Here is a 12,111-nt window from a genome sequence, read left to right on the forward strand (position 1 = left end):
AACTTACTAAGGAAGTAAACAACATTTTTTCCATTTCTGGCTTATCGATTGCAGCACCTTGCTTGTTGTTGCAGGTTGCTATTCTACTTATTAAGTAGAATTCTTGATAATTAAAAGACAAAGATAATCGTTTTTTGAAGAATTGCAAATTAGATAAGTATACTCGACTCTAAAAGCAGCTATTACAGACTCAATCATCTTATCAATTATAATAATATTCATTTAAAATTACAGCCTTTAAAAATTAAATATTTGATTCATATAAACTGAGTCTATTAAATATTTTGCACTACAAATGGATAAAAAAAATACATCCATAAAAAAACAAAAAGATTATTCGCAAATATCACACATATAACCTCTTAGCTATTCAATATTTTACAAAAAACTATTTAGATTAATTCTAAACAATACTATATATATACCTTTACATTCTAATTAATACATAAAAAAATGAATGTAAAAAAAACTACACTACTCACTCTACTTCTAACCAGTTCTACAATACTAGCGCAAGAACAAGAAACAAAAAAAAGCGATGAGCAGCTAGAAGAAATTATCGTATCTACTACAAGATTACCAGAGATAAAACGCAATAGCTCAAGTTCTGTTATTGTCATTACTCAAAAAGAAATAGAAAGTTATGCTCAATTAAATCCTGATATGTCAGTTATACTAGGTCTTGCCGTGCCTTCTATAGGGTTGAGCTCTAATACTACTAGTAATAGAAGTCAAACTATCCGTGGTAGACAGATACTAGTCTTAATAGATGGTGTACCACAGAGTACTCCACTGCGCAACACAGACAGAGATCTTCGTACTATAAGCCCTTATGCAATCGAACGCATTGAGGTAATCGAAGGAGCCACTTCTCTTTACGGCAATGGAGGTGCTGGAGGTATTGTGAACTTTATCACGAAAAAAGCGAATCAAAACAAAACTTTTAGTGGAAGCACTTCTATAGCCTTATCTGATGCTACTTCTACTAAAAACAACAATACACATGGGTATGAATTAAACCAACAGTTCTCTGGTAGACTAAAACAAATCGATTACTTAATCAATGGCAACATCATTAAATCTGGACGAGCGATAGATGGTGAAGGAGATTATATCTCTCCTCGCTATGGATTAGGAGAAGTAACAACACAAAATCTATTAGCTAAGATAGGTTATGACTTTAATGATAACAATCGATTAGAAGCAATGTATAACTACTACAGTGCATTACAAGACACAGATCTAATCGCAAAGGGAGGAAAATATCTCGTATCTCCACAACAAGGGGTTATCGGTACTAAAAACCCATTAGCAGAAAATGAAGGTACTAAGTACAATCACAATGGATATCTAAAGTTCTCAAGCAAAAATATCTTGGAGAATGTTGATTTAGAGGCTTCGGTATTTGGGCAAAAACTATATACTTTATTTGACTACAGAGAACACAATCCTAAATCTCCACGATGGGAAGAAACAGGTGGGCAAGCAACTATTAAAGCAGAGAAAATAGGGGCTAGATTAAGTATTGTCTCTAAACTAAACTTCACTGATAATATCAGAACAAACTATATTATAGGAGGTGATTTCTTAATTGACAAAACTAGCCAGCCCCTTGTTGATGGGCGATTATGGGTTCCTGAATTAAAAGCATACAACAGTGCTGGATATTTACAAACTCGTACTGTATTTTATGAAAACCTAACTCTTAAAGCTGGGGTGAGATATGATAATATTCACGTAAAAGTACCTGACTATAAAACAATTCCTTTAAGAAAAGGGCAACAGTGGTTAGCGATAAAGGGAGGAAACTTAGATTATGATAAAGCACTATTTAATGCTGCATTACAATACAAAGTAATAGAAGAATTCACTCCTTATGTTTCATTTTCTCAAGGATTATCAATTTATGATTTAGGTCGTATACTTAGAGATGCTAAAAGTGATGTTGTCTCTAAAATAGAAACAGATCCTGTAGTAACGAATAACTATGAAGTAGGATTCACTTCACAGATAGCAAATAATTGGAACTTTAGAATAGCTTATTTCTGGTCTATCGCTAAACTAGGTAGTGATCTTCAGGCAGGTGAAGGAGGTTTCTGGGAAGTAGTAAGAAGTCCACAAAGAATCAATGGTATTGAGATCGCCCTAGATGGTAAACCTATCAGCTGGGCAACTATAGGAGGAAGTTTTTCGAGTTATGAAGGAAAAATGAAATCTAACAACAGTAGTAGTTATGATACTTATATGAGTGGTTTAAATATTGCTGCGCCTAAACTGAGCTTATTTACAACAGTCACTCCTATTGATCATTTATGGTTAAACTTATACTATACACATACCTCTAAACGAGATAGATTCGAACCTCAACCTAATAAGTTAGGAGTATTAGTTTATAATGAAGGAGAAGGTAAAGTATCTCCTATTGACCTTTTTAACTTCAATGCTACCTATCAATACAACAAATCTATACAGTTAACATTAGGAGTAGAAAACCTATTTGACAAATCGTATTATACATCCTCTTCTATGATAGTAGCTAGAGATGCAGAATATGCAAGAGGGAATGGTAGATACTACACACTAGGATTATCATTTAGATACTAAATTCTAAAAAGGCCATACAACTATATACTTAGTACAATAAGAACAGCTCCTAAAAGGAGCTGTTCTTATTGTATATTCATCAAATGATATGGTCTTAAAACTTAATATTCTTCTGAATATCAGCATTCTTATTCAGTGCATTTTTATATTCTGCTTTTAACTGACTAACAAGGTCTTTAACGCTGAGTACTCTATCAATACCCGCTGTACCATGCCCAGCAGACCAAATATCTTTCCATGCCTTCGCGTGCTCTCCTGTTAATTTAGAAAAATCCTCTTCTTTCTTCTCAGATAGATCTATTCCAGCCTTTTCTATACTAGGTTTTAAAAAGTTAGCATTCACACCAGATACTCCATCTGTATACATAATATCATCTATCCCTGAATCAACGATCATCTGTTTATATTCGTCTACTGCTAAACATTCATTAGTTGCTATAAAACGAGTTCCCATATAGGCCATATCAGCTCCCATAGTCTGCGCTGCTAATACATCACTTCCTGTGTCTATACTTCCTGCTAATAATACAACTCCTTTAAAGAAGCTCTTTACCTCAGCTAATAAGGCAAAAGGGCTCGCAGTACCCGCATGACCTCCAGCTCCAGCGGCAACACATATTAATCCATCTACACCCGCTTCTGCTGCTTTCTCAGCATGTCTTTTCTTCACAATATCATGGAATACTAATCCCCCATAACTATGTACTGCATCTACAAGATCCTTCACTGCTCCCAGTGATGTAATCACTAAAGGCACTTTATACTTAACACACAATTGTAAATCAGGCATCACTCTTGGGTTGGTCTTATTCACGATTAAGTTCACCCCAAATGGAGCAGGTTTAATACCTGTTTCTTTCTCAAAGGCTGCTAATTCTGTTGTTACCTCAACTAACATCTTTTCAAAATCCTCTGAACTCCTTCCATTCAAAGCAGGGAATGTACCTACAATACCATTTTTACAACATTCAATTACTAGTTTCGTTCCAGAAACGATAAACATAGGAGATACTACAATCGGTAATGTTAGGCTATTTTTAAATTCTTGTATAGTCATATAATAATATATTTAGTTAGATAATAGACATTATAAAGTACTAACGTAAGATAAGTCAAATAATTGATTGTAGAAAAGTAATTTTGCTCTCTCTCCGTAGAATAATATCAATTGTAAGACTTATCACATTTTTTTTAATATTTTACAAATTAGGGCTTAATCCTCTCATAATTCTACTACAATCTGTTAAGTCTACATTTTTTTATTTCTTTTTTAAAAACAACTAACTTATTCTTATTAAACATTTAAGCCTTCTGAGTAGCCGTATTTAATGCCATAACAAGGCACTCCTGCTTATTTAGTTTGAATTCACACACATTTTGTACTACTTTTGAAATGCAAAAAAACAAAACATTACAATGAAAAAATTATTGCTTTCAGCTGCTCTTGTTGTAGCGGTAGCTTTTACTGCTCAAGCACAAAAAGGACCAAAAAACGCATTAGGTTTGCGTTTTGGAGGAAACCACGGTTTAGGTACAGAAATCTCTTACCAAAGAGACTTATCTAAAAACAACCGTTTAGAATTAGATCTTGGTTGGAGAAACAACAACGACTTTGATGCTGTAAAACTTACAGGTATTTACCAATGGGGTTGGAATATTGAAGGAAACTTTGATTGGTATGCTGGTGTAGGTGCTGCAGTAGGTACATGGAACTCTAGCTACTACGAAGGAAAAAGAAAACACTCTGACAGTGGAGCATTCGGACTAATCACAGGTACTGTAGGGGTAGAATACACTTTCCCTGAATTTCCAATACAAGTAGCTTTAGACTTACGCCCAGAAATCTACTTAAATGACAGTTACCGCGATGGTATCTATGCAGACTTCGGTATTGCAGTACGTTACAAATTCTAATTACTTTTTTTGCACCTGAAAACGATTTAAAATACAAAGCCACCCATGAGGTGGCTTTACTTTTCTTATTGAATAGCTTGGAGAGCTTTAATCATTTGCTCTAACTTCACTATCTTTTTTGAATTTATCTTTTTATTCCAATACATATTCACTCCAGCCCAAATCCCTAATACAGCATAATATCCTGCTAATACAATATAATATCCTGTCGATATTGCAGTATCTACCATGTCTATAAATGGATAAGAATATATAGCTATCCCAACTATAAAAAGTAAAATATATACATTCATCCATACTTTAGACAATTGTAATTGTTGTTTCTTTTCTTTTGCCAACAACACAATATAATCACTTGTTGTCTGTGTCAATATAGAGCTTGGTATTAAACCATTTAAGCGATAATAACTCGTCATAAACATTGTGATTGCTATAACACAAATTACACTTCCTAATACCACCCAAATAGATCCATAGAACACTGTTCCTTTTAATAGTACATTAATCCCGATAATCCATCCTATAGTAAACACACCTATTATAGCTAGAGCCCAATTCATCTTTACTTTCTTTAAACGATAGGTATCTATAGACTGATAAACTTCCCTAATATCGCTGTGTTCTACTCTCGGAATAGCCCAAAGCTGTTCTAAATTTACTTGATTACTTTCCATAGTTATTGAGTTTTTGATATAATTCTTCTTTAATACGATGTACTCTAGTACGTACATTAGCATGTGTAAGTCCTGTCACATCAGCAATCTGTTTTTGATCCACCCCCTCTAGAGTCAGCGAAATAATAATCCTGTTAATCTCTGTGAGTTCACTAATGGCTTGATAGAGTTTTTGAGTATTGGTTTCTTTGTACTCCTCCTCTACACTTTTGCTCTGCCTTATCTTGTTTTCATCAGGCATGACTTTTTTACTCCGTTCTATTTGCCTTAAACAGATATTTACAGCGATCCGGTATATCCACGTACCATAGCCTGAATCAGCTCTAAACTTGGGCAACTGATTCCACACATTAACGAAAGTCTCTTGTGCTATATCTTTAGCCCAATCCGTATCGTTAACATACCCTAGAGCCAATCGATAAATTCGTTGCCAATATTGTTCATAGAGCGACTCAAATGTTTCTTTATACTTACTCATGTGTTTTGATTGGTTTTATAGTTTAGATACGTTACATGGGAATATGTTACAAGAGGATTAAGTATTAATCATTTTATAATTGGTTCTTAACAAAGAAATCTTCTATTGTATAAATTTAATTCAGATATACAACGGTAACAAAAAAAGTGTAAATTTGAAGTACCACACTAATTAACAACAAGTTAACCAAATACAAACTGACAAAATGGGCAATAATAACAAATCAGAAAGGCTAAAGAGAGTTAACTATAAACTTGAGAATTTACCTGAGAACTTACTTAGAGAAGTTGACTTGTTTATTGATTATCTAACAGAAGAAGAATCATCTAACATCCCTCAATGGCAACAAAGCATTGTACTTGATCGCATAGAGAATTCAACAGAATTCGTAGATGCCTTCGAAATGTTAGCTCAGTTAAACCCAGATTCCGCATTCGCCCAATACTACGAATAAATTCTACTTTACATCTCTTTCATTTCTTCTAAAACCATACTATAGTATGCTTTTTTCATAAATTCAGAGCTGTTTTGTATAATTTACTCTCGTTAATAGGTCTATCGCGTATTCTGGGTTAAAGAATGAATAAAAAAGCATAGATTACTTACAACCTATGCTTAAAATATTTTAAATCTGATTTCTTCACTTCTAATGAATATACTTTATCTCTAAGTATATTTAATTGTCTCAAATATTCTGATTCGCTAGTTTGTTCTATATATCGAATCAAGTGATCAATTAGGGTTAGCGCTTTACTTCGCCATTTTACTACTTCTCCTACAGGATGATATACCTGACTCTTTAAATATAGCTCTAGATTAAACTTGACCATTTCCTCCTTGGTAATATTAGGAAAGTCTTCTTCTGCCCTTATTAGCGTACTCAATACATCCTTCACTCTGAAACGAATACCCCGCTCACATAATACCTTAAGCGCTAAAAGTTCTTCTTGCTGTACAAAGTATAATGCTAGAGGTTCATTAAACTCCTCATAACTATACCAGCCTCCATGAGCACAAGAGATAAGCTCCTTATATCGCTTAGCCTCTTTCCACTGCGCGATTATAGTATCACGCACCTCATTATACCTCGTTAATCTTTTATGCTCTTCTTCTAGCGTAATCTCTAAAGCATTATAATGATATTGGAGACCAAGTTGTTTATAATGCCTCTCTATCTCTTTAGTTAATTTTGTGTAACTCATTATTAATAAAATAGACTATCCTGTAATTCTATACACAAAAATAAGTTTTAGAATTTATAATTCTAGTTTTATGATATATTTTATCTCTATACAAACTACTCCTCTCTCCTCAGCTCTCCTATTTCTTTCACTAATGCAGGATAGTGTGTTTGTAACGCTGTACCTGTATAAGGTGGTCGAGTCCATTGTGTGTCTATAACATCATAATGTTCTATATCCTGATACAATTCATTTACAGCATCTGTTACAAAACTAGAATCCTCTGTCCCATACTTAGCATCATAGGCTAAATCACTCACATACAATAAGCCTTCGCCCCATGTATCTCCTATATCAAAAGAATACTTGCCGCTAATAAAAGCATTAATATCCTTTATGATATCGTAGAAAAACTCTTTTCCTCGTAAAATAAGCCAACACCTAAAGTAGATAAATCCGTCTGTAGAGATATAATCATCAAAGTTATAAATCCCATCCTCTTCTTGAAAACTATTTTCTAAAATAATACCTAACTCCCCTATCTCTACTTTATCTAATTCATTAATTTTTTTTCTCAATGTCATTTCAAAAAGAATCATCTCATCTGAAGACAACTCTGTTAAGAGAGCAGTTAGTTCATCTATATGTTCATCTATATCATAAGTCTGCCAACTATCACTAGTATTAGACTGTTCTATTAATTCCCAAAAGAACTGTTCGTTTAAATCTATATTCATTGTTTTATATGCTTATGTCAGTCTTACTAAGATACAGCTTATTCATCTTATATTGCTTAAATCAATGAAATAAAAAACCCTCTCAACAGCACACACTGTCAAGAGGGTTAAAGCCAAAATATTCGTTAGCCACATACCACAAAGTAATTCTACTTTATATCTCTTTCATTAGCTCTAAAACCACACTACAGTATACTTGTATCGCTAATTCAGACCTATTTTGTATAATTACTTTTTGTTTATATGTCTATCACCTATTTTGGGTTAAAATAAATAATCCGACTTATTTAGATTTTATTCTACTCAGCGTTTCCTGAGATATATTTAAGTAAGAAGCAACTATCTTATTGGGTAGTCGCTGTACGATAAGGGGATTTAATTTGAGTAGCTCATTATATCGCTCTGCCGCATCCATGGTGACCATAGCGTGTAATCTATTGGTATTATTAATATAAGCGAATTCTAAATACTGTCTGTAGAACTTCTCCCACTTCGGGACTAACTCTAATAAATTGTAAAAATCAGCGTGCGTAATAGAATATACTTCGCTTATCTCTAGTGCTTGTAAATATTCGGATGATGTAGAACTATTGATAAAACTCACTAAGGCTGTAGCAAACTGATTTTCAAAAGCAAAGAATCTCGTAGCATCTTGCCCTGCCTCATTGATATAAAATATACGCAAACACCCTTTACACACAAAATAAAGCTTCTGTGCACTCGCCCCTGCTGATGTAAGCTGTTCTCCCTTTTTTAGTTTCTCATAGTGAAAAAAAGAAAGTATTACATCTAGCTCCTGATCATTTAATTCAACTCTATCTTGTATATAATCTATTAGTTGCTTCATTACTTATTATTTTTCTGTGACAAAAGTACGGTAATATACTAAGTCTGCTATACTTAACACCATCATTTTGTGCTCTTTTGCAAACTCCACTACCTCTGGTAATCTTGCCATTGTACCATCGTCATTCATTAATTCACATAATACTGCTTGAGGAGGTAGACCAGCTAACTTCATTAAGTCAATCGCTCCTTCAGTATGTCCATTACGCTCTAATACTCCTCCATTTTTTGCTCTTAATGGAAATATATGTCCTGGACGTGCTAGATCAGCTGGTTTAGCATTCTTATCACTTGCTGCTCTTACGGTAGTTAATCGGTCTGCAGCAGATAATCCTGTAGTTACCCCTTCTGCAGCTTCTATAGTTACCGTGAAAGGTGTTTGAAATCTAGAACTATTCTCTGTCACCATATAAGGCAGCTCTAGTTCGTCTGCTTTATCATTTGTTAGACATAAACACACCACCCCACTACAGTAACGAATCATCATCGCCATATCCTGTTCTGACATTAAATGTGCTGAGAAGATGATATCTCCTTCATTCTCTCTATCTTGATCGTCTAATAAAAGAACACCTTTACCGCTCTTTAAAAAACTCAACGCTTGATTAACTCTTTCTTGACTATCCCAACCAAATTGGTTAAGGGCATTTTCTAATGTATTCATATTTTACTCTTTTATTAGTCTCTCTGCATATTTGCGCGCTCGAGGAATAATTAGAAAGGCTGAGGCATAAGCCACTGGCAACATTACACTCCATGCTTTTAAAAACATAAAGAACCACCCATCTCCAAAACCATAATTTCTAATCAACCCTACAAAGGCCATAATAAGGGTCATCGGAATAACCACAAATAGCGTATTTACATACTTATAATACTTCGTTTTCATTCTTTTATTTTTTATTTATTGACAAGACAAAGTTCTTCTTCCTCACCTCGAAAAACATTGACGTAAGTCAATAAAAACCATTAAAAATAAAGCCACCGCAGACGCAATGGCTCTATTACACAACCTAATTTATAAATGTTTACTTTTAATCTTGATGTAGCGTTTGTGATATTTTCTCTAGGTTCAAGCTATTTGCCATAGCAGAGAAGATCTCATAATAGGTATTCTTATTTTCATAAAGCTCCTCATGTTTACCATTCTCCACTACTCTTCCTTTTTCCATCACTACGATATCATGAGCATCTATAATCTGAGAGATACTATGCGATACGATAATCACTGTTCTATTCTCCTTAATCGCATCAAGACTCTTCTTGATCTGCTCCGTAGCGATAGCATCTAAGCTAGCTGTAGGCTCATCTAAGAAAATAATAGCAGGATCTTTTAAGAACAACCTCGCTATAGCGATACGCTGTTGTTGTCCCCCTGATAGCAGGCGAGCATCAGACTCATATCCTTGAGGAAGCTCTGTAATCTGCTCATGTATGTATGCCTTTTTAGCTGCCAACTCTACTTCCTCTATAGTTGCATCAGGATTACCATAACGTATATTCTCTGCTATACTACCTTGGAATATGTGATTCTTCTGAAGTACAAGGCCTATGTGCTTACGAAGTTCTTTAGTATCGTATTCTCTTAAATCTACACCATCTAATAGTATTTGCCCAGAAGTAGGTGCATAGAACTTATCTAATAAATTAATCACTGTACTCTTACCTGCTCCACTCAGCCCTACAAGAGCAGTAGTTTGATTAGGTTCTATCGTCATAGACACTTCTTTTAAAGCGCTTGTCCCATTAGGATAATCAAAAGAAACATCCTTAATCTCTATTTTTCCTTTAATTTCGGTAGGAACATAAGTACCTGTTGTTTCTACTTCGTGATCAGCATTAATGATCTCAAAGAAAGTCTCTGAGTATATCATCGCATCATTTACATCATCATAGATACGGTGAAGCTGTCTAATAGGAGCCGTAACATTATTAAATAATAAGACGTGAAACATAATAGCTCCTACGGTCATCTCTCCTTTGAGAACAAAGTAAGCTGTCATCAGAATAATCACTACAAGCCCAAACTGCTCAATAAATCCTTTTACAGCATCAAAGACAAAACTCATACGTCTAGTCTGCAACTGATTCTCTGTCATATCATATTGAATCTCTTCATGCTTCTCCGCTTCTAAAGGCTCTCTCACAAAAGACTTAATCACAGTAATAGAATTAATCAGAGAGATAATACCATTGTTTTTATTCTCTCTATAGCTACGCATTTTTCTTCTAAAACCTTTTAATTTGCTAGCCTGAAGCTGACTCACATAGAAGTATAAAGGAATCATCGCTGTACTAACTATACCTACATACACATTAGCTGTATAAATAAACACTAAAGCTACTATAGCATTAGCAAACAAAGGCAAGATATCGATAAAAAAGTTCTGAATCAATCTAGTAATACTCCCTACTCCCTGATCTATACGAGTCTGTAGCTTACCACTATCATTCTCATCAGAGGTATAGAAAGCCATTCGGTAGGTTAATATCTTCGTAACCACTAACTGTGAAATATCTCTAGAAACATAGATACGCAGTTTCTCTCCAAAAAACTTCTGTCCAAACTGTATAAAAGCATTTAAAATTTCTTTTACAATAAGAACAACAGTACTAAAAACAAGCATCTTATACCCCCAAGCCAAATCCTTCACTCCACTTACCACATCATTTAACGTATCCACCATGGAGCGAATAATAAGTGCATTTACCTGCACTGCGAAGGACCCAACGGCTGTCAATACCAATGTCCCTATGATTAACCTTTTATAGGGCATTACAAAAGGCTTTATCTGTTTAAGTATTTTTATCAAACTCATGTTGCAAAGATAGAATTGTTCTAAATAAAAAGCTTTGATTTAAGTCAATAAATTCGCTCGTTTTCAATCTATTACACAATCACCTATTCTCATTTTGTCATATAACCACTTCACAACCCTTGTTTTCATGAAAAATTCGCACTAGTTTTACGTTAAATTTAACAATACATTAAAAATATGAGAAAAATTACTTTATCATTAATTGCAGCCCTAGCAATAGGTTTTTCTGCAAATGCACAGACTCCAGATGTAAAAATCGGAGCTAAAGCTGGTTTAAACGTTTCTAACCTTACTAATTCTGATGCGTCTTCTCGTACGAGCTTTCATGTGGGAGCTGTAGCAGAGATTTTTATTAATGAAAAATTCTCTATTCAGCCTGAGATACTTTATTCAGAACAAGGTTTTAAGATAAAGGAAAGTGATTCGTTCAATGGAGTACAAAATAAAATTGATGTAACAAGTCAATTAAGTTACATTAATATTCCTATAATGGCTAAATATTACCTTGTAAAAGGGTTAAACGTACAAGTAGGACCACAATTTGGATTTAATGTTAAGGCTAAGAATAAAATTAATGATTTAATTATTGCTGGTCAAAATGTACAAGGAACAGGGTTTGACGACATTGATAAAGATTTTAAAGACAGTGTTAAATCTTTTGATTTTGGCGTAAACTTCGGAGCTGGATATGAACTTCCTATGGGAGTATTCTTTGACGCTCGTTATAACGTAGGTCTTTCTAAAGTAAACAAAGAAGGAGAGGCTTCTAAAAATGGAGTATTCCAACTATCTGTAGGATATAAATTCTAATACAGATACCTAATATAACTATGGAGGTTCTTATCGGATAATAAGAGC

13 protein-coding genes and 1 riboswitch are annotated in these 12,111 nt (G+C 34.1%); of the genes, 4 read left to right on the forward strand and 9 right to left on the reverse strand.

Features of this window, described 5'->3' with window-relative positions:
* Nucleotides 1-14 precede the first annotated feature (14 nt).
* A riboswitch (SAM-I-IV-variant riboswitch) is annotated at nucleotides 15-115 on the reverse strand.
* Nucleotides 116-453: 338 nt separating this feature from the next.
* Nucleotides 454-2,604 carry a TonB-dependent receptor gene (locus E0Z07_RS14835; RefSeq protein WP_006265479.1) on the forward strand — a complete coding sequence of 717 codons (2,151 nt, stop codon included), beginning with the start codon at nucleotides 454-456 and terminating at the stop codon, nucleotides 2,602-2,604.
* Nucleotides 2,605-2,698: 94 nt separating this feature from the next.
* Here E0Z07_RS14835 and E0Z07_RS14840 read toward each other — a convergent pair whose 3' ends face one another.
* A complete protein-coding gene (locus tag E0Z07_RS14840) occupies nucleotides 2,699-3,661 on the reverse strand; it encodes an NAD(P)H-dependent flavin oxidoreductase (protein ID WP_059050850.1) in 963 nt (320 codons plus the stop codon).
* Nucleotides 3,662-4,020: 359 nt separating this feature from the next.
* Between E0Z07_RS14840 and E0Z07_RS14845 the strand changes: the two genes are divergently transcribed.
* Nucleotides 4,021-4,518: a hypothetical protein gene (locus E0Z07_RS14845; protein ID WP_006259998.1), complete on the forward strand. Its 498-nt coding sequence runs from the start codon at nucleotides 4,021-4,023 to the stop codon at nucleotides 4,516-4,518.
* A 65-nt stretch (nucleotides 4,519-4,583) separates the two neighbouring features.
* Here E0Z07_RS14845 and E0Z07_RS14850 read toward each other — a convergent pair whose 3' ends face one another.
* A complete protein-coding gene (locus E0Z07_RS14850) occupies nucleotides 4,584-5,192 on the reverse strand; it encodes a hypothetical protein (RefSeq protein WP_006259997.1) in 609 nt (202 codons plus the stop codon).
* Nucleotides 5,182-5,670, reverse strand: coding sequence for an RNA polymerase sigma factor (locus tag E0Z07_RS14855; RefSeq protein WP_006259996.1), 489 nt, complete (start codon nucleotides 5,668-5,670; stop codon nucleotides 5,182-5,184). Before E0Z07_RS14855 ends, E0Z07_RS14850 begins: the two co-directional genes overlap by 11 nt.
* A 205-nt stretch (nucleotides 5,671-5,875) precedes the next feature.
* Between E0Z07_RS14855 and E0Z07_RS14860 the strand changes: the two genes are divergently transcribed.
* Nucleotides 5,876-6,124 carry a hypothetical protein gene (locus tag E0Z07_RS14860; protein WP_006259995.1) on the forward strand — a complete coding sequence of 83 codons (249 nt, stop codon included), beginning with the start codon at nucleotides 5,876-5,878 and terminating at the stop codon, nucleotides 6,122-6,124.
* 148 nt (nucleotides 6,125-6,272) lie between these two features.
* Here the strand turns inward: E0Z07_RS14860 and E0Z07_RS14865 are convergent, their stop codons facing one another.
* The 6 genes from E0Z07_RS14865 to E0Z07_RS14890 form a co-directional block, all read right to left on the reverse strand.
* Complete coding sequence (locus tag E0Z07_RS14865) at nucleotides 6,273-6,872, reverse strand: hypothetical protein (RefSeq protein WP_006259994.1); 600 nt, start codon at nucleotides 6,870-6,872, stop codon at nucleotides 6,273-6,275.
* A 95-nt stretch (nucleotides 6,873-6,967) separates the two neighbouring features.
* A complete protein-coding gene (locus E0Z07_RS14870) occupies nucleotides 6,968-7,588 on the reverse strand; it encodes a DUF4240 domain-containing protein (protein ID WP_006261387.1) in 621 nt (206 codons plus the stop codon).
* Between the two features lie 283 nt (nucleotides 7,589-7,871).
* Nucleotides 7,872-8,435: a Crp/Fnr family transcriptional regulator gene (locus tag E0Z07_RS14875; protein WP_025126173.1), complete on the reverse strand. Its 564-nt coding sequence runs from the start codon at nucleotides 8,433-8,435 to the stop codon at nucleotides 7,872-7,874.
* Nucleotides 8,436-8,441: 6 nt separating this feature from the next.
* The gene (gene ribB / locus E0Z07_RS14880; protein ID WP_006263747.1) at nucleotides 8,442-9,098 is read right to left on the reverse strand and encodes a 3,4-dihydroxy-2-butanone-4-phosphate synthase; all 657 of its coding nucleotides are present in this window, start codon (nucleotides 9,096-9,098) and stop codon (nucleotides 8,442-8,444) included.
* A gap of 3 nt (nucleotides 9,099-9,101) precedes the next feature.
* A complete protein-coding gene (locus tag E0Z07_RS14885) occupies nucleotides 9,102-9,323 on the reverse strand; it encodes a DUF2798 domain-containing protein (RefSeq protein WP_006259990.1) in 222 nt (73 codons plus the stop codon).
* A gap of 145 nt (nucleotides 9,324-9,468) precedes the next feature.
* Nucleotides 9,469-11,253, reverse strand: coding sequence for an ABC transporter ATP-binding protein (locus E0Z07_RS14890; RefSeq protein ID WP_059050848.1), 1,785 nt, complete (start codon nucleotides 11,251-11,253; stop codon nucleotides 9,469-9,471).
* A 177-nt stretch (nucleotides 11,254-11,430) separates the two neighbouring features.
* Here E0Z07_RS14890 and E0Z07_RS14895 point away from each other — a divergent pair, with 177 nt between their 5' ends.
* Entirely contained in the window at nucleotides 11,431-12,063 is a 633-nt protein-coding gene (locus E0Z07_RS14895; RefSeq protein ID WP_006261390.1) for a porin family protein, read from the forward strand.
* Nucleotides 12,064-12,111: the final 48 nt, after the last annotated feature.

It is taken from the genome of Myroides odoratimimus, from assembly GCF_004337635.1.
Lineage (GTDB): Bacteria > Bacteroidota > Bacteroidia > Flavobacteriales > Flavobacteriaceae > Flavobacterium > Flavobacterium odoratimimum.

What these genes read in the sequence shown, in the direction of transcription:
- E0Z07_RS14855 (WP_006259996.1), bottom strand. Translation starts at nt 5,670, where the DNA reads ATGAGTAAGTATAAAGAAACATTTGAGTCGCTCTATGAACAATATTGG.
- E0Z07_RS14885 (WP_006259990.1), bottom strand. Translation starts at nt 9,323, where the DNA reads ATGAAAACGAAGTATTATAAGTATGTAAATACGCTATTTGTGGTTATT.
- E0Z07_RS14840 (WP_059050850.1), bottom strand. Translation starts at nt 3,661, where the DNA reads ATGACTATACAAGAATTTAAAAATAGCCTAACATTACCGATTGTAGTA.
- E0Z07_RS14890 (WP_059050848.1), bottom strand. Translation starts at nt 11,253, where the DNA reads ATGAGTTTGATAAAAATACTTAAACAGATAAAGCCTTTTGTAATGCCC.
- E0Z07_RS14870 (WP_006261387.1), bottom strand. Translation starts at nt 7,588, where the DNA reads ATGAATATAGATTTAAACGAACAGTTCTTTTGGGAATTAATAGAACAG.
- E0Z07_RS14865 (WP_006259994.1), bottom strand. Translation starts at nt 6,872, where the DNA reads ATGAGTTACACAAAATTAACTAAAGAGATAGAGAGGCATTATAAACAA.
- E0Z07_RS14835 (WP_006265479.1), top strand. Translation starts at nt 454, where the DNA reads ATGAATGTAAAAAAAACTACACTACTCACTCTACTTCTAACCAGTTCT.
- E0Z07_RS14875 (WP_025126173.1), bottom strand. Translation starts at nt 8,435, where the DNA reads ATGAAGCAACTAATAGATTATATACAAGATAGAGTTGAATTAAATGAT.
- ribB (WP_006263747.1), bottom strand. Translation starts at nt 9,098, where the DNA reads ATGAATACATTAGAAAATGCCCTTAACCAATTTGGTTGGGATAGTCAA.
- E0Z07_RS14845 (WP_006259998.1), top strand. Translation starts at nt 4,021, where the DNA reads ATGAAAAAATTATTGCTTTCAGCTGCTCTTGTTGTAGCGGTAGCTTTT.
- E0Z07_RS14860 (WP_006259995.1), top strand. Translation starts at nt 5,876, where the DNA reads ATGGGCAATAATAACAAATCAGAAAGGCTAAAGAGAGTTAACTATAAA.
- E0Z07_RS14850 (WP_006259997.1), bottom strand. Translation starts at nt 5,192, where the DNA reads ATGGAAAGTAATCAAGTAAATTTAGAACAGCTTTGGGCTATTCCGAGA.
- E0Z07_RS14895 (WP_006261390.1), top strand. Translation starts at nt 11,431, where the DNA reads ATGAGAAAAATTACTTTATCATTAATTGCAGCCCTAGCAATAGGTTTT.